Origin of the sequence: Pseudomonas sp. NFACC14, assembly GCF_900106885.1 — a bacterium.
In the GTDB taxonomy this organism is placed as follows: domain Bacteria; phylum Pseudomonadota; class Gammaproteobacteria; order Pseudomonadales; family Pseudomonadaceae; genus Aquipseudomonas; species Aquipseudomonas fluorescens_AA.
The window spans coordinates 374,783-398,497 of record NZ_FNOA01000002.1 but is presented as its reverse complement, the minus strand read 5'-3'; the positions used below and the strand labels follow the sequence as shown (position 1 = coordinate 398,497).

Below are 23,715 nucleotides of genomic sequence, written 5' to 3'. Positions count from 1 at the left end.
CATGCACCGCTTCGAAAGCGCGGACGGACTTGCCCTGGCGGCGAGCATAGGTGGAAACCCTGCGCATCCTCCCGTCGTCCTGTTGCACGGCGGGGGGCAGACCCGTCACAGCTGGAACAATGTGTTCGACGCGCTGGTAGCGGCCAGGCACTACGTCATCTCACTCGACGCACGGGGACATGGCGAAAGTGATTGGGACCCGCGCGGGGATTACTCATTGGATGCCATGGTCGCGGACTTGCGTGCGATTCTGCACCACATACCGTCCGCGCCGATCCTGGTAGGCGCCTCGATGGGGGGAATGACGGCGCTCGCGGCGGCCGGAGAAGCCAGTACTTCGATCGCTCGGGCTCTGGTGCTGGTGGATGTTACGCCGCGCATCAACGCAGAAGGCGCCAGGCAGATATCCGCGTTCATGCGGGGCAATGCACAAGGCTTCGATAGCCTTGATGCAGCTGCCGAAGCCGTTGCCCATTACTTGCCTCACCGGCCGCGCCAGGCCGACAGTTCTGGCCTTGCGCGCAATTTGCGTAAACGCGGCGACCGCTGGTTCTGGCACTGGGATCCGCTCCTGGTCTCCGGCAACAACCATGCCCAGGCACCCACCCAGGCCCGGCTGGAAGCGGCGACCCGTGCACTGACGATCCCCATGCTGTTGATTCGAGGGGGACAAGAGCAACATCGTCACCGAGGAAGAAGCCAAGCACTTCATCACTCTTGCTCCCGCCGCCGAGTATTTGAATGTGCAAGGCGCCGGGCACATGGTGGTCGGTGACCGCAACGATGCATTCAATTCGGGCATCCTGGATTTCATCAAGCGCGTGCAGCGCAGATGACCATTAATCAAAGCCTAGATGGCGTGGTGGAAAAATGACTTCTGGTCCTCTTCAAGGTTTGAAAGTTGTGGAGTTCGCCGGCATCGGTCCCGGCCCTTTTTGTGCCATGGTGCTCTCCGACATGGGAGCACAAGTCGTGCGCATCGATCGTGACACCGGCACGCCTGGGAACCAGGCGGTGCATGTCGATGGACGCGGGCGTCGCGCCATTTCGGCGAACCTGAAAGACAGCCGCTCGATTTCCTCGTGCCTGGCCATCTGTGACCAGGCCGACATCGTGATCGAAGGTTACCGACCGGGGGTGATGGAACGCCTTGGCCTTGGTCCGCAGGTGATGCTGGCACGCAACCCGCGCCTGGTGTATGGCCGGATGACCGGGTGGGGCCAGTACGGTCCCTATGCGCAACGCGCCGGCCATGACATCAACTACATCGCCATTACCGGCGCGTTGGCGGGTATCGGTACGCAGGACAAGCCTGTTCCTCCGCTGAACCTGGTGGGAGACTATGGTGGCGGGGCCATGATGCTGGCTGCAGGCCTCCTCGCTGCGGTGATGAATGCACGAAGTAGTGGCCAGGGACAAGTGGTGGATGCCTCTATCTCGGACGGGACGTGCTACCTCACGTCTGTTTTCTACAAGCTCCGTGCAATGGGGAGATGGCAGGAGGAGCGCGCCACCAACCTGCTGGATGGCGGAGCACCTTTCTACGACACCTACCGTTGCGCTGACGGGAAGTTCGTCGCGATTGGGGCGATCGAGCCGCAGTTCTATGCGTTGTTGCTTGAGAAGACCGGGCTGCTCGATGCCCTGCCCCAGCCGCAGATGGACCGCGCATCATGGCCCGAAATGAAAGCGGTATTCGAGCATACGTTCGCCAGCAAAACCCGCGACGAATGGGTTGCGATCATGGGCAACGCCGACACTTGTTTCGCCCCGGTGCTCGATGCGGCGGAAGCGGCGCTCGACCCGCATAACGTTGCCCGCGAAGCGTTCATCGAGATAGACGGCGTGCATCAGCCTGCGCCGGCACCGCGCTTCTCACGAACGCCGGGGGCCGTGCAGGGTTCCTTGCGCGGCGAGGCATCGCGTACGACCTTGATCGACTGGGGAGTCGACGTGGGTGATATCGATTACCTGCTGAGCCAGGGAGCATCAGGCACGCACGGTTGATCGCCGATAAGGCCGGCACCTGGTCTGCACATGGACGGGACTGGGTGCCAGTATTGGCTGTTACCGCCCTTGGAACAGCGCCTGGCGCTTTTCCCGAAACGCTGCCACACCTTCGGCGAAATCCTCCGTCGAACCGGCAATGCGCTGGCTGCGACGCTCGGCTACCAGGGCCTCGGTCAGCGAATGATCCAACGCATAGCGCACGCCCTGACGAATGAGCGCGTACGCCTTGGTCGGCCCTGCCGCCAGACGTTGCGCCAGCGCGGCCGACTCGCTGGCGAGCAGTTCGTCATCCACCACTTGATAGATCATTCCCCATGCTTCGGCTTTCTGCGCACTGATGCGCTCGCCCAGCATCATCATCGCTTGGGCTCGCGCACGTCCCATCAACCGCGGCAGCAACCAGGTGCTACCGGCATCGGGAACCAGGCCGATATTGATGAACGCCTGGAGAAAATAGGCCGAACGGCTCGCCAGGACGATGTCCCCGGCCAACGCAAGCGCGCAGCCGGCACCGACCGCTGGCCCGTTGACCACGCTGATGACGGGCACAGGCAGCGCCATCAGTGTTTCCAGAATGGGGTTGTAGAAGTGCTCGACCTTGTAACCCAGGTCACCATTGCCGTCACCCGCCGCCAGGTCGGCCCCCGCTGAAAATGCCCGGCCCATACCGGTCAACACCAATACACGGGCGCTGCCGCGATCCCTGAGGTCATCCAGCGCGTGGACGATATCCTGAAGTGTCTGGGTCCGTAGCGCATTCAAAGCGTCCGGCCGGTTCAGCGTGAGGTTCATCACGCCATTGCTTTCTTCCACGAGAATATCTTGATAAACCTTCATGAGGCTGGCTCCGCGGTCAATCGTTCTTGAAAACACCGGTGATGCGCAGCAATGTCGCGAGTTGCTGATGCTCCTTGGTCAAGGTCACACACATGGTCATCAGCCCCAGTTGTGGCTTGGAGGCGGAGGGGCGAACCATCTCCAGCAACATCGTGCATTGCAAGGGCTCATCGGCGTAGGTCGGCGCCGCCCATTCGATACGGTCTACGCCGGCACCGGCCAGCCCCTGTACCTGTGTGGATTTCCAGAAATCGCCGATCAACTTCTGCAGGAGCATGATGCTCAGCCAACCGCTCGCCGAGGTACGCTCGAACAATGGGTTCGCGCGGGCGCTTTCATCGTCCAGGTGAAAGGGTTGTGGGTCGTATTTCGACGCAAAGGCCAGCATTTCCTCCAGGCTCAACGCATGCGTACCTAGATCGAAGCGATCCCCCACCTTCAGATCCCGAAAACGCAGCTTGCTGTAGTTTTCCATAGGCACCGGTCACCCTCTGATGGGACGAAATTGTGGAAGTTGCAATCCGTCGCGTGCCTCGAAGGTCACTTCAACGGCCATACCGATCTCGACGTCACCGGTTGCCACATCAACGATGTTACTCATCATCACCGGCCCTTCATCCAGTGCCACCAACGCCAGGACATACGGCACTCGATCAGCCACCGACGCATAGGGAGCGACATGCACGACGGTCATGGCCGATACCTGGCCGATACCGCTCGCACGTATCCAGCCAAGGTCAGCGGACCAGCATGCCGAGCACCAGGAACTGACGAACCGAAAAAGATGACCACAGCAGTTACATCGCCGAAGCCTCAACTCGCCAAGCGCCGTGCCCTCCCAGAAGAGCTGGTTAACGGGAGTGACTTCGGGTATCGGTCCGGCAGTCATCGCGAACGCCCCAGGATTAAAGTTGCGTGCTCGTACATCATCCCTCCGTAGCAATGAACGAGCGCCGTGCGGGCGCGATCCAGTTGGTTGGCCCCTGCCTGAGACATGATCTGCCTGACGCCTTCCACCAGTACCGACATGCCCGAGGCCTCACCGGTATGACCGAACGATAACAACCCGCCGTTGGTATTGACTGGCAACGATCCGCCCGGATCCATGGCACCACTGCGCACAAATGCAGCGCTATGCCCATGTGGTGTGAACCCCAGGTTCTCGAGCAGGAGCAGTGGCGTAAACGAAAAAGCGTCGTACAGCATCGCCATGTCCATGTCCGAAGGGCTCAATCCCGCACTGCGGAACGCGCTTGCACCGGTACGGGTAGCCAATGTCTGTACCAGACGCTCGCCGGCCGAACTGATCGAGCCATGACTGTGAGCCTCGCCATAACCAAGCAAATAGGCGGGTTGACGGGCTAACTGCCGCGCCTTTTCATCGGTGGTGACCAGCACTGCCCCGCCTCCATCGCAAGGAACCGAGCAATCCAGGTAGTGGAACGGTGTAGAGATCATGCGCGAGTTCAATACGTCGTCGACGGTTATCGCCCCCTTGGCATGCATGAAAGCACGGGGATTGCGAATGGCCCACTGACGTGCCGAAACCGCGACACGGGCGAGATCCGCCGAAGTAACCCCGCGCTCGGCCATGAAGCGCGAGGCAATCAGGGCGTACAACGCCGGGATAAACGGCCCGTAACCGATCTCGAAATCCGGTTCGCTGATCATCCGGGCCATGACTTCGGCGCCGCCTGCGCCCGGCTTGGTGAACTTGCCCGCACCGATACACAGTACGCAGTCTGCGAGTCCGTCACGGATCGCACTGGCAGCGCGACCGACCATAATGGCAAAACTTGCGCCGCCGGCGTTGAGGGTTTCGGCGAAACCGGGCGTAATCCCCAGTTCTGAGCCGAGCTTCTCGTGGGTGTAGATATCGATCTCGTTGACACCCTGTCCGGACGGCACCGCCAGCAGTCCGTTTACATCGCCGGGACGCAATCCCCACTGCGACAACGCGGCGAAGGCCACTTGACGGTACAGGTTATGGGGGCTGACCTCTGGAAACCGGGTCGGGGGTACCTCATAGCTCGCTGCGATGGCAACACCCGCGACCATGGGCGATCTCCTTACTTGTTGGCAAACCACGCAAGTGGGATAGGGTCAATAGCACTTGGGTAAGCCCAACGCCTTCTCCGCGATAAAGCTGAGCACTATCTGATTGTTGACAGGCGCCACCGTGTTGTTCTGGGCCGCGATATAGAACGGCAGGATATCCTGGCTGACATCCACGCCCGCCCCTCCGAAAGTGGTCATCGCAATTTCCGCCGCCATCTTGAACGCTTCGGAAGAGAGGATCTTCACCATGTTCACGTCCAGCCCGACGGACTCCCCACGGTCATGCTTATCGCAGGCCTGATACATCATCAATCGCGCCGCTTCGACGTAGGTTTTAGCCCGCGCCATAGGGTGCGCGATCGATTGATAGGAACCGATAGGGACACCGAAAGGTGCTCGAACCTTGGCGTACTCCGCGGCGCGCTTGAGTACGTAGTCCGCCTGGCCGACATTCATCGCGGCGACCAACAGGCGCTCTGAATTCAATGAGCTGAACAAGATGCTCAGACCCTTGCCCTCCTCTCCGACCAACGAGTCCGCGGGCAACACAACATTGTCGAAATAGGTCTGGTATTGCTGCTCTGGCAAGTACATGCCGATATTCATGGGTGTGGCAGAGATGCCTGGCAAGGTGGTGTCGACAATGAACACCGAGATACCGTGGGTGCGATCTTCAGAATCCAGCGGCGAAGTCCTGGCAACCAACAGGCAGTGGCTGGACTCGAGGAATGCTGTCTGGTATGTCTTGCCGCCATTCAAGAGGAACGTCCCGTCCGGTTGGCGAATCGCGGTGGTTTTAATCTTGAATGTGTTGGTCCCTGAGTCCGGCTCGGTGATGCCAAAACTGAAGAACTCCTCCCCCGTGGCAGTAGGCGGCAGGTAACGTTCTTTTTGAGCCTGGGTGGCATAGTGCATGATCGGTTCGCGAGACATGAAGTTCGTCACCGCAATCGGCAGTAGCAACGCTTCCCGATGCAGCAGGTCGAGAGCCAGGACGATGTCCTTCAAGGAACCACCCGCCCCCCCGAACTCTTCAGGCAACCCCATCGACAGCAAGCCTGTATCCACCCACATATCCCAGAGCTTTTGCGGAAACTCGTTCTTTCTCCCACATTCCGCCACATAGGCGCGGTCTACCCGCTTGATAATGGCATCGCAAATTTCTCTTACAGCGGCCTGGGACTCGGACATGGAATACCTCTTCAAAATTGAGCGTCAAACACCTTGTAAGCTCCTGATGCTTGTACGGGTTCGCTGATGGCATTTCCGGTAGGCGGAAAAGAGCAGCGACCGTGGGTGTCATGTCCAGGCATGCTCACCGAGCATCAAGTGTCTCGAAACAATGGTGACTGGACTCAGTCTGCGCCCTCAGGTCCATCAGCCGTTGTCCGTGATGGAAATGATTTTTATCTGGACACCAGACTCACGGATGACGGACACCCAGCCTCGGATGCGCGCGTGCATCGGGCGTTCCAACGTGGAAGTTGTCGACGTGACGTTGTGCTTCCGCCTGATCGTTAGGTCAAAGATAGGAGCGTGAAGCCAACGTCGGTCGCGCGACCTTTGAACAACGGCGGTTGGCAACTTGTGATTTGTTTGAGGGATAGTGACAACCTCATTCCCTGTGGGAGTGAGCTTGTCCAGATTCATTAGGTCAGATCAAACGCGAGTGGGCCCCTTTTTCTGCGCCTGGCTTTTCAAGCTGAGAGGGCTCTGGCGGGAAGTTTTCTCGTTGGCCGTGATCAAAGGCTGGAGTTCACACTTCCGCTGGCCTGGAGCGCTCGACCGATATTCTTCGCTGCTGCCATCGTCAATGACAGCGCTCGGCGTTCGAGTTCTTCAATGGAGCATCGCACTGCTGGCGCTGCGATACTGATTGCCCCAACAGGGTAGCCGTCGATATCCAGCACCGGAACGGCCAGGATTCGAAGGCCTTCGGCGAACAGCGAATCAGTGATCAAGTAGCCGTCCTTTCGAATTTGCTCCAATACCTCGGAAAGCGGCTTGGCGAGCGTCTTGCTGATGAAGGGCGTGGCTGAGGAACGCGCCTCGATACGCGCCACTTCTTGCTCGGACAGAAATGCCAGGATCGATTGACCAATCGCTGTCTGACAAGCCGGGACGGTCGTCCCGATACGAATATCCACTCCAAGCCGCGTAATGCCCGCCCTTACACGCTCCAGATACAGCACGTCTGCGCCCTGCAGAACGGCGAAACTGGCCGCTTCACTGGTTTCGCTGACGAGCCCCCTCAACACAGGACGGACCAGACTGCGCAGGTCTGTGTGGGCAATTGCATGAAAGCCTAAATTGAGGATCTTGAGTGTTAAGGAAAATCGCTTGCTTTCGGGTATTCGTGAGACGTACCCGAGATCGACCAGCGTATTCAGCATGCGGTAGGTGGTACCTGGATCGAGATCGGCCTTTTCAGCGATCTGGCTCAACGTGAGCTCATCGCTTTCCGCAGTGAAGGCTTCCAGAACGCGGAATCCCTTGGCCAGTGACTGAACAGTGCTGCGTTGATTTTTATCTTCGTCAGCGGCGTTCGAGGTTTGGTTTTTTACTGGGATGCGTGGAGCCATGCTCGATTTCTACCTGATGTGATTTTGTTTTTCGGAATGCGAAAAAAATATCAAAGGAGGATAGCACTCGAAGATGGTTTGTCCCACCTCGGATTCAGGCTGCCTGAAGGAAGGCATGAAAAAACAATAATGACGAACGGGCCCCAAAAAAAGGTTGGGCTCTGAAGAACAGTGGTGGTACTGTATTTGAAAAGAAGAAAAAATTTTCGCAATCCGAAAAATAAAAAGGTGCGAATAGAAATGAAACCCACTGTTCAGCAATATGCCCGCTCCGCCAGTGCCGGATTCCATGATCAAGGCGCTCGTGTTGAAGCCGGTCTCTCTGTGATCCGCTCATGGGGCGCGCCCGTTGCGATAGGTTCGTATCCTCGGCCCACTCTCATTTGTGCTCAATTCAACAACGCGGCCCCCTTTGATGAAGCGCGTTACTTCGATCATGCCGATATTGTGCACTGGGAGCTTTTAACGCCCCCCTTGAGTCACCCTTTCAATTCATCATTTAAAGAACTTTCCGGCCATTTCCACTGCCGGCGTGGTTTCGTCTATCAAGTGGGCGTTTCCGAAAAACTGATGATCTAGTAATAAACATTGGGCTGGCGCTGACCAGCTCAAACGGCTACGCCATTGCACTGTGTTCCTCACTGCGAGCTTCGTTCGCCCCGAATAACGCAAACAATAATAAAAGGAAGAGCCATGTTGATGCAGAAAGTTGAAACTGAGCCCTCGCCAGAGAAGATAAATAGCCAGGCGAATATTAGTGCTCGCTTAGAACGGCTTCCCATTACCAGGCAAGTGTTTTGGGCCAGGAATATTATCGGCGCCGCAACATTTTTTGATGGTTACACAGTCATTGCCATCGCCTATGCAATGCCGGTTCTGGCCAAGGAGTGGAGTCTTAGCGGCACGCAGATCGGCATGATCCTTTCTGCCGGTTATTTGGGACAGTTGTTCGGTGCTTTGATATTTGGATGGCTGGCCGAAAGAATCGGTCGCATGAAGGTCCTGACGTTCACCATTTTGCTGTTTGTTTCGATGGACGTGGCCTGCCTGTTTGCATCCAGTGCCGCAATGATGATCGCTTTCAGGTTCATACAGGGCATCGGTACGGGAGGTGAAGTACCGGTGGCGAGCGCATATATCAATGAGCTGATTGGATCTAAGAAACGAGGGCGATTCTTTCTTTTGTATGAAGTCATGTTTCTGCTGGGCCTGGTAGGGGCCGGGATTATTGGCTACTTCCTCGTACCGATATACGGCTGGAAAACGATGTTCGCGGTAGGCTTGGTCCCTGCGATACTGTTGATCCCGCTTCGTTTCTTCCTGTTTGAATCGCCGCGCTGGCTGGCGTCCAAGGGACGTCTGGACGAAGCTGACCGGATTGTCACTCGCCTCGAACACAGCGCTGTTAAAGCCGGCAAGACGCTGCAACCTGCAGTCGAAGTCCCACAAATGCATGGGATAAATAACAAAGGCGGCTGGAGAGAGCTTTTCAAAGGCATCTATTTCAAGCGCTCACTCGTTATTTGGGCAATGTGGTTTGGCTCCTATATGGTCGCTAACGGACTTATTACCTGGTTGCCGACGCTCTATCGTCAACATTTTCATCTGCCACTCGAAACCAGCCTGGCCTATGGCTTCATGACCTCAGCCGCAGGTGTTGTCGCCGCCGTGGTATGTGCGTTGCTGATTGATAAAGTGGGCCGACGTCGCTGGTATACGGGCGCCTTGTTCCTCGCCGCCATACCGCTGACAATATTGGCAACGACAGGTGCAACTGCGCCGATCAAAATATTGGTACTGGCAGGACTGGGATATGCATTGGTCCAGACAGTGACGTTCTCGCTCTATCTTTATTCGGCGGAACTTTATCCTACTCGACTAAGAGCCTTAGGTACGGGTGTAGGCAGTGCTTGGCTAAGATTGGGTTCAGCACTGGGACCGATCATTGTAGGCTATACGGTTTCTGGCTTGGGTGTTCAATATGTGTTCGGTATCTTTGCGGTCGTCTTATTGATGACCGCCGTGATCACTGCTTCTTTCGCCATTGAAACCAAAGGCCGAATTCTGGAGGACCTTTCGCCATAATCTTCCACGCTAAATAGTTTAATCGACGGTATCCGACTCAGTAGTAAACCCAAAACACATCAGAGTGTGTTTTGCGCCCGCGCATGCGTTAGTTGCGAAACTTAACTAAACCAGAGGTAATGAAATGAGCACTAAAAACACTATTGACCTTAAAGGCCTCGTTCCTGCTCCTGTCACGCCGTTCACTCGTGATGGCGAGGTTGATTACGCAGCTATTCAGAAACTGGGGGCCTGGCTTGGCAGCTTTGAAGGTGTAAAAGGGCTGGTTGTTCTGGGCCACGCAGGTGAAGGCACCTTCCTGACCCAGGCAGAACAAGGGCGCGTCATCCAGGCTTTCAAGGAGTCGGTAGGCGGCCGTCTGCCAATCATCGCCGGCATCACGGGCGAAGGTACTCATGTTGCCGCTGAAGAGGCCAAGCGCGCCGTCGCCAACGGTGCTGCTGCCGGCCTGGTTTATCCTTCCCACGGCTGGCTGCGTTTCGGTTATCAGAAAGGCGCGGCTCAGGACCGCTATAAAGCGATCTATGAAGAAAGCGGTATGCCATTGATCCTGTTCCAGTACCCAGACGTGACCAAGGCGACCTACGACCTGGAAACTCAACTGGAAATTGCCCAGCAGCCTGGCGTGTTTGCCATGAAGAACGGTGTTCGCAACATGCGTCGTTGGGACACCGAAATCCCGGTCATCCGTCGTGAGGTTCCCGATCTGCAAATCCTGACCTGCCATGACGAATACTTGCTGCACACCATGTTTGACGTGGACGGCGCACTGGTCGGCTACGGCAGCCTGACTCCAGAGCCGCTGATCGAGCTGATCGCCGCCGGCAAGCGTCGCGACTACCCCGCTGCTCGTGCCATTCACGACAAGCTGCTGCCGGTCACTCGTAATGTCTACCACCGTGGTTCCCACATGGAGGGCACCGTGGCCCTGAAGCATGGCCTGGTTGCCCGTGGCATCCTGGATCATGCCACCGTCCGTTCCCCGCTACTGCCACTGGCCGAGGGTGCCGACAGGGAAATCGCTGACGCGCTGCGCAGCGCTGGCCTGATCTGATCCTGAGCCAAGCCGGCACCGTGCTTTGAAGGGGCCGGCTTTCAGGTGAAGTACATACCAAGGGTTTGTTCATCATGCCCTTGGTAACACTCGATTCGCATATTTCTCCACCTACGCTCGACGATCCGTTTTCCCGGGACAGCGGCATTTCGCCCGCTCGACTCGTGATGACAGCCCGACATTGCCCTTCAATAAAAACAACAGGGGACAGGTCTTGAACATTCACACTAATCGCGCAACTCGTGTGCTTTTCATTCCAGCGCTAGTTTTACCTTTCAATGCATTGGCTCAGGGTTTGCTGGATGACACTACCGCCACTCTGAACTTCAGAAACTTTTTTTTCGAGCGAAACTTCACTGCGCCAGATGTTGCGCAAAGCCAAGCCCGTGAGTGGACGCAAGGTTTCATCTTCGACCTCAAATCCGGCTTTACCCAGGGGACTATGGGGTTTGGGGTTGACGTGCTTGGGAAATATGCAGTGAAGCTTGATGGTGGCGCAGGAAGGTATGGCGCGCTGCTGCTGCCAAAGGATGCTGATGGTGATCCGGCGGGAAGTTTCGGGAGACTTGGCGTTGCGGCTAAAGCGAAGCTCTCGAATACGGAGTTAAAGGTCGGCGAATGGATGCCCAACTTTCCCATTGTCACCGTGGATGATTTCCGCGCATTGCCACAGACATTTCGTGGTGCCCAGATTGCCTCGCAAGAGATCAGAAACTGGTCTTTTTATGCAGGTGAGTTGAGCAAAACCAGCTTGCGCAACGACTCTTCCATGGAAGACCTTTCGTTTGGATCGGCTCGATCAGACGCCTTCGATTTTCTCGGTGCCGACTACCGTTCTACCTCCAAAAATACAACCGTCAGACTTTGGTCTGGCGAGTTGAAAGACATCTATGAACAGCACTACCTCGGACTGAACCAAAAATGGCCTCTGACTGAAAGGGTATCGGTTAACGCCAATCTAGGCTTTTTCTGGGGCAAAGACTCAGGAAGTGCGAAGGCAGGTCAATTGGATAACCGCACCGCTTCAGCTCTGTTGAGCCTCAACATCGCTGAGCATGCGATAAGCCTGGGGCTGCAAAATGTCTCGGGGGAAACCGGTTGGATGCGCATCGGCGGGACCGGCGGAATCTATCTGGCCAACAACACCTTCAATCATGCGTTCGACAACCCCCGTGAACGTTCCTGGCAAGTGCGCTATGACCTCAATTTCGTAGGCTACGGCGTTCCCGGTTTGAACTTCATGACGCGTTACGTTCATGGTGACAACGTGGAACTGAAAAATGTCGATGATGGTTCAGAGTGGGTACGAGAATCCGAGCTCGGCTATGTGGTTCAAAGCGGAACTCTCAAGTCTTTATCTGTTCGTTGGCGAAATTCCAGCGTTAGGCGAAATTACAATGCCAGTGATTACGATGAAAACCGCTTGATACTCAGCTACCCGTTAAACATTCTCTGAAAGGTAAGTCTCCGCGCATGACGGAACCTTGACTGGACAGCACTTTCGGCAGCACGGACGGCAGCACCCGTTTGGTGGGCTCGTCCGGCAGCGATGTGTTGAAAGGCTTGGATAGCGATGAAATCTGGCGTGGCTGGTGACGAGCTGCAAGGCAATCTCGGCCGCGACTTGCTCTCCGGCGGTGCGGGAAACGACGTATTACGCTATGCCAACGTAATAGACAGCTTTCGCACCGATGACAGCAGTGGCAGTGTCCGCATACTCGATTTCAATCCTGCCGGGGATCGCATCGACCTGTTGCGCGGCGCTGTGTGCTTACCGTATCTGGTACAGCACAGCAGCCCCTGGCTTGGGCTCGAAAGCCGGCACGGTGCGCTGCTCAAGTGGCATACCCTTGGCGTCCCAAACCAAGGTGTCCGATGGATACTCGTCCTTGCGGGTCATGGCGTCGATCTGCTTGGCGATCACCTCCGAGCTTGCAGGCACCTCGGGGTTCCATTCGAATACGCCAACTCGACCGTAGAATACAGCCGGCGCGTCGACATCGAGACGACGATCGGGACACATCACCAAGCCACGATCAAGCATGACCCGCAACGCGCCAACAGGCACCGCCTTCACCGTGGGCGTGGTGCGCTCGGTACTGTGGCCTGGGCAGACATTGGCCGAGCGAGTCACCATGTCCTCGACCACTTGACGGTCGGATTGGGCCTGCGCCGAAAAGGCAACGGCAGACAAGGCGAGCACGACAAGATTTGACTTCCAGAGCACGCGAAACCTCCTATGGCAAAAAATACTCCAACGTTTCAGACCGCCCCCATGTAAGAACCGTCCGGTGCCAAGGGGCACTCTTGAAGACTACCAAGACATTAGTTTGTTCCACTTGCTGATTGATAACCCTAGCGCTGAACCCAGTTCGGCACTGCTTGGATTCCCAACGCACCCTGGTGTCAAATCTTCCGGCGGTACCGCCCCTCTATGGCTAAAGGCCTATATCAAATCGACCTAAAGAGTGCTTTTCTGGTCAATAAAACCTCCTGTGAAACAGGCGCCTTCTCAGAAGCGCTCTCTCAAAACAACTTTTCGTAGCAGCGCACTGGCAAATGGGCGCATTGAGCAATACCCTGCCCGTACCGACCCAACGTTACGAGCTGAAACATGTCAGGGATTGCCATATTTGAAAGCCCACGTTGGCTACGAGATCTTCTCCGTTTCTTGCCGCTGAAGAGCCAATTCGTCCTGTCAGGCAACATCCGCGACCTGCAGGCCAGTGAAGTGGCGCCCGGCACGGTGACTGCGCAGAGCTTCAACCAAACCCTCTGTAATGCCCTGCTCGATGCCGGCTACACCCAGGTCATCGTCTGGGATCCCGTGTCCGGTTTCCGGGCAATCGACAAACCCGGCTCCGCCCCTGAAGCCGGCCAGACGTTGCTTCAGGAACTTGGTCTGACTCCGGTAAATGGCACAGCACCCGCAGGTATCGATCTGCTGGGCGCCACCCTGCCACGGCTGGTGGGTCGTGCTGGCGAACCTATCGCGCTGATCATCGATTTCGCCTCACGCCTGGTGGTTCGCAACGACTCCCTCAGCGCGGCTGAACACCAGCTTTTCACCCAGGCCTTGGTGCAATCCCATCAGGCTCGCAGCCGTCCGGCCACAGAGTTGCGCAAACCGTTCTTCAACACCCTGCTATGGCTGGTGGAAAAAGAAGGCGACTTGCCCGACTGGTTGCTGGTCGACAACCCGCGCCTGCGCCACATTCCCGTGTCCAAACCCGATCAATTGTCCCGCCGTGCATTGGCACCGGCACTGCTCAAAGGGCTCAGTGGCAGCCAGGGTGCCAGCGAAATGGTCATGCATCAGGCTGTGGAAGCGTTCGTCCAGAACACCGAGGGATTGCTGCTGCTCGATCTCAGCGCCATTGCGCAACTGGCGCGGGTCGAGGGTGTAGCCATGGAGCATATTGCCGATGCGGTGCGCCGCTATAAGATCGGTGTCACCGAGGACCCGTGGCTGAAGATCGACCGTCAGCGTATCCGGCATGCGGACGCGCTCGTCCACCAGCGGGTCAAAGGCCAGGAGCATGCGGTGACGCACATGCTCGACATCGTCAAGCGTGCGATGACAGGCGTCGGCGCCAGTCGCAAGGGCAACCGTCCACGGGGCGTAGCCTTTCTCGCGGGGCCGACCGGCGTGGGCAAGACCGAACTTGCCAAAACGATTACCAGCCTGCTGTTCGGCGACGAAAGTGCATACATTCGCTTCGACATGTCGGAGTTCAGCGCCGAACATGCCGATCAACGCCTTATCGGCGCACCGCCTGGCTACGTCGGCTATGACGTCGGCGGTGAGCTGACCAATGCTATCCGCGAGAAGCCTTTCAGCGTGGTGCTATTCGATGAAATCGAAAAAGCCCACCCACGTATTCTCGACAAGTTCCTGCAGATCCTCGACGACGGAGTGCTGACGTCAGGCCGCGGCGATCGGGTGTACTTTTCGGAGGCCCTTATCGTGTTCACTTCCAACCTGGGGATCTATCGCCAGGGCGACAATGGCGAACGCGTTGCCAACGTCCTGCCGGGCGAAGCCTTCGAGCAAGTCCAGAACAAGGTACACAGCGAGATCGACCGGTATTTCAAGCTTGTGCTCAACCGACCGGAAATCCTCAATCGAATTGGCGAGAACATCATCGTCTTCGACTTCATTCGCGAAGGCGTTGCAGTGCAGATCTTCGAACAGATGGTCAACGCCACCTTCGACGATCTGCAGGGACAGAACCTGTTTATCGAATTGGCCCCCCAGGCACGCCAGACACTGCACAACCTCTGTCTGCAGGATCTGTCCAACGGTGGCCGGGGCATCCGTAACCAGTTAGAGGCACGCCTGCTCAATCCCCTGTCGCGGGCGCTGTTCGATCAGGACGCGCAACCGGGCGAGCACTTCACGATCACCGAGTTGGACATCACCGGACTGAAGATGGAACGTCGCTGAACATGGACCTTAGCCTGTCACGGATGCATTTTCCGGTCACAACCCTCGGCCCGGGGCGGCGTATTGGTATCTGGTTCCAGGGTTGCAGCATCCGCTGTTCAGGCTGCATTTCTGCCGATACCTGGGGGCCAGGGCACCGACGATTGTCGCTTGAGCAACTGATTGAACAGATAACCCCCTGGCTGCACGAGGCCGAAGGAATCACCATTTCCGGAGGGGAACCGTTCGACCAGCTCGACGCCCTGCGATCGCTGCTCGAAGGCCTGCGTCGGCTCAGCGAGCTCGACATCCTGGTCTACAGTGGCTACTCCCTGGAGCAACTCGACGAGCCGTTGCTACAGACCAAGGGCTTGATAGATGCCTTGATCAGCGATCCCTATATCGAAGCACTCAGTCAGACCATGGCCTTGCGCGGCAGCGATAACCAACGCCTGAGCCTGCTCACGCCACTGGGCCGGGCACGCCTGGGTCAGTACGAACGCCTGCTCGAACCCACCGACAAGGCGCTCGACTTGATGTTTGACGAAAATGGCAGCGTCTGGATGGCCGGCATCCCACGACGTGACGACCTATTGCGCTTACGCGATCTGCTGCATGAACAAGGCCATCATTTACAGATCAGCGCACACGCGTCGCGACGCCGCTGAGTGGAGCACACCTCATGATACGTTTCTGCCCCAACTGCAAAACCGAACGCGCCCTCCAGGAAATGTTCTGCGAAGGGCTCATTCAGGAACGACCCTGCGGCTGGGACCTCGCTGGCGAACCCATTCATGCCGCCGGTTGGCGGCCGCAAGCGGTCGTCACTGAGGAGCCCCTCCCGCAGGTCAGCCCGACTCAGGGGAATGCCCCTGATCTGCTCTGTGAAAATGGTCACCCGATGGTCGATGGCGACCTGATGTGCCTTGAGTGTGGCAGCTCACCTGCGCAAGCAACGTCCTACGACGCCCAGCCAGACAGCAGCGAACCAGAGGCCCCCACCCAGACCCTGATCGATGGTTGGCGCCTGATCCGTCAGATCAGCAGCACCGACGGTGTGCGAGAACGATACCTCGCCGAGCACGAGGAAACCGCACAACAGGCGGTCCTGACCCTGTATCGACCCGGCGCCGAACCGGACCCGGCAATCTATGATGTGATCCGTCGACTGCCACGCGAACACGTACCCGAAATCATTGCCACCGGCCGCTGGGATGACCGTGCCTATGAGGTCATTGAAGAACTCACCGGCGGGACCCTGGCAGAACTTGGCAGCGTAATTCGCGACAGCGCCAGCGTGCACCATGTGGTCAACGAACTGGGCCTCGCGCTGCATGCTTTCAACGAGGCTGGCCTGCGCCATCGTGACCTGCGCCCAGCCAGCCTGCTGGTACGTTCTCGCGAACCGCTGGACCTGGTCATCAGCGGCTTCGGCTCGGCACGCCTGTCCGAGTTCGACCTGGACATCGTGTCGCCATTGGAAACCAGCCGCTACATGGCGCCCGAAGCCATCGCGGGCGGCGTTGCGGCTGCCTCGGACTGGTGGAGCCTGGGCATGATCCTGCTCGAGCAACTGACCCAGGGCGCCTGCTTCGACGGCATCAATGCCAATGCATTTCTTATTCACGTGCTGGCCAACGGAGTACCGATCCCCGACGACCTCGACCCGCGCCTGAACCTGCTGTTGCGAGGACTGCTGGCACGTGACCGTCATCAGCGCTGGCAATGGCCGCAGGTCGAAGGCTGGCTCAACGGTGTTGCGGTCGAGGCTCCAGCCTCTTCAGTCCAGCAAACGGACGATGGTGAAGGCGCTACCCTACTGCTGGGCGATCGCCGCTTCCACAAGCCCGGCGTATTCGCCCTGGCGGCAGCCCAGGCGGATAACTGGCAACAGGCTCTGGACCATTTGCTGCGCGGTGTGATCGTGACCTGGGCCGAGCAGGTCAGTCTCGCCCCTTCCCTGGTCGCCGGCTTGCGTCAGGTCGTTCAGCACGAAGGGATTGAGGACGACTTCCGTCTAATGCTGGCGTTGAAAATCCTCAATCCGGAAATCCCGTTGATTCATCGTGGCGACATCGTCACACCGGGATGGCTACTGGAGCACCCACTGGAAGGCTATCGCCTGATCAGCGGGTCGGTCCCAGACCTGCTTGAGCAATTGCAGACCGATAATTGGCTGTCGCGTCTCAAATCCCGCGCCGAAAACGTACGTCAGCGTGCCCTGCACCAGCACATCGAATTGGTCGAAGAGCAACTGCGGATATTCCTGCTATCGACCTCGCGAGCCAAGCTGTCCACGCAATGGCAAGAGCGCCAACGCCTGTTTCCAGACACCGACCATCCGGGACTGAGCTCTCTGTCGGAGCGCCGGGTGATCGCCGAAGAAGACCTGATCGTGCTGCTCAGCGCGGCGATCAGTCAGTTTCGTTCGGGGGCCTCGATCGTAGAGGACGCCGCCGAGCTGGCCAGGGCTGCCGATGTCGGTTGGTTCGACTCCGAAGCGGCGACCCAACTGCTGTTGCATTCGCGACTTGAGCTGTACCGAAGTGTCGATGAGCGCATCCAAGGCTTCGCCCGTTGTGGCGTGCCGGTAGTGGACGAGTGGGCCGAGCAGTTCCGTCTGGAGCGACGTATGCCGTTGGCCCAGGCACTGGTGTTGCTGGCCATTCCGTCCAGTCATTGGCTGGAACCACAGAAACAGCAGTACGTCTCACAGATCCTCGACTTCTTCGAGAAGAAGGTGGTGACCGCAGTGATGCGCGGGCCACTGGTGCGTATGAGCATCGGCAAGACCACCGCACGGGTCGACATCAGTGAACTGAACAGCGAGCGCAGTCCGGCTGCGGCTTTGCTCGATCACCTGCTGCAACGTAATGCCCGGGCAGTGAACCTCGACCCAGAGAGTTTTCAGCTCAACGGCCAGCTGGAATCGCGTCTGCACGCCCTGTACCGACAAAGCGCGCTGTACAAACGCGACACCGGCATCGACGGCCTGTACCTGGGCTTCCCTTTCCTGCTCAATCGCGACCCTCGTGGCACCACGCGTACGCGGATTATCCCGCTGTTGCTGTGGCCGGTGAAATTACTGCTGGAGCTGGGTTCTCGTGGCCACGCCGCCTTGGCGTTCGACAGTGAGCGTGAGGAAGTGCGGCTCAATCCCGCGCTGGAAAGCGTGCTCGGCACCGAAACCTGCAAACGCTGGCGCAAGACCGCCGATGAACTGCTGGGTCGCTCGTCAATTCGTGCGGCGGATGTGATGGACGCCTTCGGCATGCTCGCCACCATTCGCTCACGCGCCCTTGGCAACCTGCCCGCCAGCACCGTGGAGATCGCGCCTTACCAAGACGAACTGGACTGCGCGGCGGTGCTGTTTCACGTGACCTTCATGGGGCAAGCCATCGGTGAAGACCTGCGCCAACTGAAAACCCTGTCTCCCGCCGGTACCGGCCTGGAAACGGCGTTGCGCCTCAAGGCTGCCGACGAAACCGGGCACGAGGCATCGCCAGGCGAGCTCCAACGCTACTTCACCGTGGCCAGCGATCCTTCCCAGGAAGCGGCCGTGATCCAGGCCCGACAAAGCCCGGGACTGCTGGTCGAGGGACCGCCCGGAACCGGCAAGAGCCAGACCATCGTCAACATGGTCGCCGACGCCATCGGCCGCCAGCGCAGCTTGCTCATCGTCTGCCAGAAGCATGCGGCGCTTGAAGTGGTGTACAAACGCCTGGTCGCCGAAGGCCTTGGCCAGCGCATCGTCATGCTCAATGACGTCAACCGTGACCGAGAGCCCGTCATCCGCGGTATTCGAGAACAACTGGAAAGCCTGTTCACGAACGGCAGCCAGGCGCAGGGCTGGCAGCGCCAGCGCGAACAGGTTGCGGCTCGCATCGAGGCCCTGGAGGGGGAGCTCGACCGCTTCCACCAGAGCCTGCATCGCCTGGATGAAAGTACCGGCCTCAGTTATCGCAGGCTGCTTGGCGAACTGATCGAACTGGAGTCCGGCCCAGCGCCGCTTGAGTTTCCGGCCTTGCGCCAACGCCTGGCATCCCTCGACCTCGCCAGCCTGACCCGCCTGGAAGAAAGCTGCGCACCGCTGGTACGCCTGTGGTTGCCTGCACGCTACGAAGGCAGTCCATTGGCCCAGTTGCAGTCATTCGCCGCCGACCGGGCCACCTTGCAGACCTTCACCGACAATCTGCACAGTTTCACGCAGGCCGAAAACAACCGTCAGGCCACGTTGCAAGCACACCCCGCCAGCTTCGAGATCGACGACCCCACGCCGTACCGCAGCTGGATGACGACCCATGTCGCGACCCTGCTCGGCCTGAAGCAAGAGCAACGTCTGCGTCTTGCGCGCTGGCTGCCGCTGTTCCGTAGCCGCGAAGAGGGCCAGCTCCCAAGGGGCGAGTCGATTCTCGGTGAACTGCAGCAACTGGATCAGCAACTCGGCCAACTGGATCAGGACCACTACGCCACCGCCTTGTCACCGGCACTCTGTCTGCTCGACAACAAAGCCCTCAGGCATTTGGATCAGGACTGTACCAAGGTCATCGCCAACCGGTCTTGGTTAGCGAACATCAACCCGCTGCATCTGCTGCGGCGCAAGCGACTGCACACCTTCCTTCAAGGCCAAGGAGAAAGCCTCGTTATTGAAGCGCTGCCAACTCTGCAGGCAGCCATTCGCCTGGAAAGCCAGTGGCGACCTTTGCGCGCCGAGTTGAGTACGCTACATCAGGCATTGGAACTGGAGACGGTGGACAGGCAAGCCTGCCTGGAATTGGCCAGTCTCGTGAAGAGCGACATCTACCACCTGCTGGAAATCCAGGCACTGGCGATGGCCTTGGCGCAATCGCCTCGCGCCCGACAGGCGGATGAAGCTGCCCTCGCTGGCGACAAACAGCACCTCGAGGCGCTGCTCAGCGATCTGGATGCTTCGCTCATGCGCCATGGCGTACGCCAATCCAGCCTCGAACAACTCAAGATACTCAGCGACTGGCTGGGGGATGATTTGGTGCGACAACTGCAGCACGCCGTCGAACACAACTTGAGCAATCAACTGAGCCTTGATCGTCTGCATGAGGCACTGCCATTCCTGGCCGCCTACCAGACATTCCGTGGGCGCGCCGGTCAGTTGACGACAGCCGACCTGGAGTTGCTCGCACTGCTGCGCCAACGCCAGGGAGAGTTGGACAACATTGCGCCCGAGCGACTTGAAGCCGAAGTGCGGCGCCTGCTCAACCGCGAAGCACGATTGGGTTGGAAACATCACGTCGAGCAAGCCAATCCCGAACTGCTGTTCAGCCAGGACGAAGCCCGCGCCAAAGTCGCCAGCCTCGCACAAGCCGATGCACAGATGCGACTGCTCAATCGCGAGCTGCTGGCCAAAGGCATCAACCTTGATCACCTGGGTAATCGCAAGCAATGGGAGGATGTCACTCGCTTGACTGGCAAACGCTCGCGGCGCCTGCGTGAATTCATCGAACTGGGCAGTAGCCTTGGGCTTATGAGCCTGCGCCCGGTGTGGCTGATGAACCCGGACGTCGCCAGCCGCGTGCTGCCGCTCAAAGCAGGCCTGTTCGATACCGTCATCTACGACGAAGCCTCGCAGATGCCGGTTGAGTTCGCCCTGCCGACCCTGTTCCGCGGTCAGATCACTGTTGTAAGCGGCGATGAGAAGCAAATGCCGCCGACAGCTTTCTTTTCCAGTCGTATCGAAAGCGACGAAGCCGAAGTGTTCGACGGCGACGAACCTGATGAAGACGCGGATGAGGAACAGCGCGAAGCGTTCGAAGACACTTGGAACCGTCGTGAGATCAAGGATTGCCCCGACCTGCTGCAACTGGCGCGCAACGCCCTGCCCAGCACCACATTACAGATCCACTACCGTTCGGCCTACCGTGAACTGATCGGCTTTTCCAACGCCTCATTCTATGGCAATCGCCTGAACGTTCCGGTCCGCCACCCGCAGGCGAACATCCAGCGCATTAAGCCGCTGGAGCTGATCCAGGTCGGTGGGCTGTATCAGAACCAGAGTAACGCCCAGGAAGCCGAACGGGTCGTCGAGTACCTGAGCGAATTGTGGCAGGAGCCCTACGACCAGCGCCCTTCGGTGGGTGTCGTCACCTTCAACCGCAAGCAGGCCGACCTCATCGAGGAGCACTTGGAGCAGCGTGCAGAACAAGATGAACGGTTCCGTGCCGCCTACGCCCAGGAGCGCGAGCGCAGCGAAGACGGCGAGGATATGTCAGTGTTCGTCAAGAACGTGGAGAACGTGCAGGGGGATGAACGCGACATCATCGTCTTCTCCTCCACCTTCGGTCGCAACAGCCAAGGCACATTCCGCCGTAGTTTCGGCGTACTGGGGCAGACGGGGGGCGAACGACGCCTGAACGTGGCGGTGACCCGCGCGCGGCGCAAGGTGGTGATGATCACGTCGATGCCAATCGCCGATATCTCCGACATGCTCAACACGCACCGCTCCCCCAACAGCCCGCGAGACTATCTGCAAGGCTATCTGGAATATGCTCGCGCGCTCTCCTCGGGCGAGTTCAGCAACAGCACCAAGTTGCTGGAGCGCCTGCAGACAGACCGCAGCAGCCAGCGTCGTGAGCAAGGTCAGCAAAGTGATGGTTTTGTCAGGCTGGTCGGTGAATTCATTCACTCCCTGGGATGGCGGGCGGCTCCCGCCAGTGAAGGCGACGCTTTCGGGCTCGATTTTGCCATTGAGAATCCAGGTACGGGCCTCTATGCCATCGGCATCGAGTGCGATGCGCCTTGCCACAATTTGCTGGAACGTGCCCGCGCCCGGGAAATCTGGCGCCCGTCCGTGCTGCATCGCGCCATCCCGCACATCCATCGTGTGTCATCGCAAGCCTGGTATCACAACGGCGATAGCGAGCGATCGAGGCTGCGCGAAGCAATCGAAAACGCCATGAAGGTCGAGCAGCCACTGCAACCCAATCCTGTTTCAGTTGATACGGAAATCTGCCCATGAGTGGTCCCAAGGTCGTTCGCATTGTCACTCGCGAAGAAATCATCGCCATCTGTGAAGGCCACCTGCAACGTCTGGAGCGCGCCGTGGAGCGCTGGCAGACACAAGCTACAAGGCTTGGCGAACTCAGCGAACAGGAACGCTCCGCCGCCCTGGAGCGACACGCCCGCCTTCGCGCTCTGCTGGCAGAAGACCGATTGGCGGAACTGCAGAAGGCCGTGCCAGTGGAGATCGAGCACCTGCGCTGTGACTTGGAGGACCGCGAAGAACGCGCGATCATTCGCGCAGCCGAGCGACGCCAACGCGACCGACGCGTCCAGGAAAACGCAGAAACCCTGCTTAACGCTTTGCAAGCCAACCCCGAAAGCTGCAATCAGGCCTTGCTGGAGTCCCTCTCACGATTGGCCAGCGGTGCCAATCGGGAAGATGCCGAACGTCTGCTGGCCGAAGGTTTCACCCACTTGACCAAGACAACTGAGAAGGCAGCGCTGAGCGATACCCAACGCGCCCTGGCGCAGCAACTCAAGGTCGACGAGCCCGAGGTTTCCCTGCGCGACTGGATTGCGGCCCGGGAACCGGATGCAACGCGCGACGTACGGCTGCTACGCATTGACCGCCACATCGTGGAGCTGCAACTGCTGCAAGGCGCTGAGCGTGCCGCGCCGTTCCTCCTGGCACTGGAAAGAGCTGAAACGCAAACCGATGCCAAGCGGCGCAACCTGCTGCTCGACAGCCTGGTACTCGACCTCGCTGCGTCCACCCGAAACTTGCGACACCAACGCGAGTGTCTCGAACAACTGCAGGATCTGGCCAGCGAAGTCAAAACCTACACAGGCATCGAACACGCGACGTTGCTCGGTCATATTGGCGCTTGTACAACCGACACCGAACTCTCGATAACGACCGGACTGATCGAGCAGTGCAAAACGCTCATCGCTTCCCACTTACAGGACCAAGCCGCCCTCGCCCGCCGCGAAGCCGTGCTCGACGGCTTGGCCAGCCTCGGCTACGAAGTGCGCGAAGGCATGGCGACCGCCTGGGCAGAAGACGGCAAGGTCGTGCTGCGCAAAGCCGCTACCCCCGGCTACGGAGTGGAAGTGGGTGGCAAAGCCGACAATGGCCGTCTGCAGGTTCGCGCCATAGCCCTCAGCAGCGATCGCGACAAGACGCGGGATCGCGACATTGAAACCATCTGGTGCGGCGAATTCCAGCGGCTGCAGGCCTTATTGAAAGACAAGGGCAGCGAGTTACTCATCGAGCGGGCGCTTTCGGTAGGTGAAGTCCCACTTAAGGAAACGAATATTTCCGAGCCAGGTGCAGAAACAATTGCTGCTCAGCAAAAGACACTTCATCAATGAACCGCTAACTCCATCCCACGCAAGCTGTTGCCAATATGCTCTGTCGCCTGGGGCTCGGAGCCGCGACGAGCTTGCATCGGGTCTTTTAGCCACCACCTTAAGGTGCTGTTGCAACACTTGCCCCCCGGTATTCGGTAGATTTCGCGCCCATAGGGGACTGCGATGGTTAAGTGGTACGAAATCCTCGATACAGCCCGGGAGTTGGCTGCTGATCTTTTTGAACAGCCTCGGCGCAGAGGTCGGCCGAGGGCCGATGATGCTCAATGGCGTGCCCTGGGTAATACACCTTCAAATTTTACGACGGGAAACCCTTGAGC

General features: G+C 58.5%; 17 protein-coding genes. 10 read left to right on the top strand and 7 right to left on the bottom strand.

The genetic code is table 11. From position 1 onward, the window contains the following. Nucleotide 1 precedes the first annotated feature (1 nt). Together BLU85_RS06340 and BLU85_RS06335 are read left to right on the top strand one after the other, a co-directional pair. The gene (locus BLU85_RS06340; protein ID WP_218190004.1) at nt 2-775 is read left to right on the top strand and encodes an alpha/beta fold hydrolase; all 774 of its coding nucleotides are present in this window, start codon (nt 2-4) and stop codon (nt 773-775) included. A gap of 95 nt (nt 776-870) precedes the next feature. Further along, the gene (locus BLU85_RS06335; protein ID WP_092198680.1) at nt 871-2,007 is read left to right on the top strand and encodes a CaiB/BaiF CoA transferase family protein; all 1,137 of its coding nucleotides are present in this window, start codon (nt 871-873) and stop codon (nt 2,005-2,007) included. Nucleotides 2,008-2,067: 60 nt separating this feature from the next. On the opposite strand, the gene BLU85_RS06330 is transcribed toward BLU85_RS06335, so the two are convergent. The 6 genes from BLU85_RS06330 to BLU85_RS06300 all read right to left on the bottom strand — a co-directional run bounded on the left by BLU85_RS06330 (nt 2,068) and on the right by BLU85_RS06300 (nt 7,487). Beyond that, nucleotides 2,068-2,847: an enoyl-CoA hydratase-related protein gene (locus BLU85_RS06330; RefSeq protein WP_092198683.1), complete on the bottom strand. Its 780-nt coding sequence runs from the start codon at nt 2,845-2,847 to the stop codon at nt 2,068-2,070. Nucleotides 2,848-2,863: 16 nt separating this feature from the next. Next, a complete protein-coding gene (locus tag BLU85_RS06325) occupies nt 2,864-3,322 on the bottom strand; it encodes a hotdog family protein (RefSeq protein ID WP_092198686.1) in 459 nt (152 codons plus the stop codon). A gap of 9 nt (nt 3,323-3,331) precedes the next feature. Next, entirely contained in the window at nt 3,332-3,736 is a 405-nt protein-coding gene (locus tag BLU85_RS06320) for a Zn-ribbon domain-containing OB-fold protein (protein ID WP_092198689.1), read from the bottom strand. Continuing rightward, on the bottom strand, nt 3,733-4,905 hold the full coding sequence (locus BLU85_RS06315; RefSeq protein ID WP_092198692.1) for a thiolase family protein: 1,173 nt from the start codon (nt 4,903-4,905) through the stop codon (nt 3,733-3,735). The genes BLU85_RS06320 and BLU85_RS06315 overlap by 4 nt, the downstream gene beginning before the upstream one ends. A gap of 45 nt (nt 4,906-4,950) precedes the next feature. Continuing rightward, on the bottom strand, nt 4,951-6,096 hold the full coding sequence (locus tag BLU85_RS06310) for an acyl-CoA dehydrogenase family protein (RefSeq protein WP_092198695.1): 1,146 nt from the start codon (nt 6,094-6,096) through the stop codon (nt 4,951-4,953). Between the two features lie 551 nt (nt 6,097-6,647). Further along, the gene (locus BLU85_RS06300) at nt 6,648-7,487 is read right to left on the bottom strand and encodes an IclR family transcriptional regulator (protein WP_092198701.1); all 840 of its coding nucleotides are present in this window, start codon (nt 7,485-7,487) and stop codon (nt 6,648-6,650) included. A gap of 240 nt (nt 7,488-7,727) precedes the next feature. On the opposite strand from BLU85_RS06300, the gene BLU85_RS30290 reads away from it, so the two are divergent. The 4 genes from BLU85_RS30290 to BLU85_RS06285 all read left to right on the top strand — a co-directional run bounded on the left by BLU85_RS30290 (nt 7,728) and on the right by BLU85_RS06285 (nt 12,082). Further along, nucleotides 7,728-8,066 carry a hypothetical protein gene (locus BLU85_RS30290; RefSeq protein WP_139207902.1) on the top strand — a complete coding sequence of 113 codons (339 nt, stop codon included), beginning with the start codon at nt 7,728-7,730 and terminating at the stop codon, nt 8,064-8,066. A 114-nt stretch (nt 8,067-8,180) separates the two neighbouring features. Beyond that, on the top strand, nt 8,181-9,572 hold the full coding sequence (locus BLU85_RS06295; protein WP_092198704.1) for an MFS transporter: 1,392 nt from the start codon (nt 8,181-8,183) through the stop codon (nt 9,570-9,572). A 124-nt stretch (nt 9,573-9,696) separates the two neighbouring features. Next, entirely contained in the window at nt 9,697-10,626 is a 930-nt protein-coding gene (locus BLU85_RS06290) for a dihydrodipicolinate synthase family protein (protein WP_092198707.1), read from the top strand. Nucleotides 10,627-10,840: 214 nt separating this feature from the next. Next, nucleotides 10,841-12,082 carry an OprD family porin gene (locus BLU85_RS06285; RefSeq protein ID WP_092199266.1) on the top strand — a complete coding sequence of 414 codons (1,242 nt, stop codon included), beginning with the start codon at nt 10,841-10,843 and terminating at the stop codon, nt 12,080-12,082. Between the two features lie 315 nt (nt 12,083-12,397). Here BLU85_RS06285 and BLU85_RS06275 read toward each other — a convergent pair whose 3' ends face one another. Beyond that, nucleotides 12,398-12,853, bottom strand: coding sequence for a hypothetical protein (locus BLU85_RS06275; RefSeq protein ID WP_092198710.1), 456 nt, complete (start codon nt 12,851-12,853; stop codon nt 12,398-12,400). 387 nt (nt 12,854-13,240) lie between these two features. Here BLU85_RS06275 and BLU85_RS06270 point away from each other — a divergent pair, with 387 nt between their 5' ends. The 4 genes from BLU85_RS06270 to BLU85_RS06255 are packed head-to-tail and all read left to right on the top strand — an operon-like array spanning nt 13,241 to nt 23,398. Continuing rightward, complete coding sequence (locus tag BLU85_RS06270; protein WP_092198713.1) at nt 13,241-15,073, top strand: AAA family ATPase; 1,833 nt, start codon at nt 13,241-13,243, stop codon at nt 15,071-15,073. 2 nt (nt 15,074-15,075) lie between these two features. Then, nucleotides 15,076-15,720: a 4Fe-4S single cluster domain-containing protein gene (locus BLU85_RS06265; RefSeq protein WP_092198716.1), complete on the top strand. Its 645-nt coding sequence runs from the start codon at nt 15,076-15,078 to the stop codon at nt 15,718-15,720. A 14-nt stretch (nt 15,721-15,734) separates the two neighbouring features. Continuing rightward, on the top strand, nt 15,735-22,043 hold the full coding sequence (locus BLU85_RS06260) for an AAA domain-containing protein (RefSeq protein ID WP_092198719.1): 6,309 nt from the start codon (nt 15,735-15,737) through the stop codon (nt 22,041-22,043). Then, nucleotides 22,040-23,398 carry a coiled-coil domain-containing protein gene (locus BLU85_RS06255; RefSeq protein ID WP_256572835.1) on the top strand — a complete coding sequence of 453 codons (1,359 nt, stop codon included), beginning with the start codon at nt 22,040-22,042 and terminating at the stop codon, nt 23,396-23,398. Before BLU85_RS06260 ends, BLU85_RS06255 begins: the two co-directional genes overlap by 4 nt. Nucleotides 23,399-23,715: the final 317 nt, after the last annotated feature.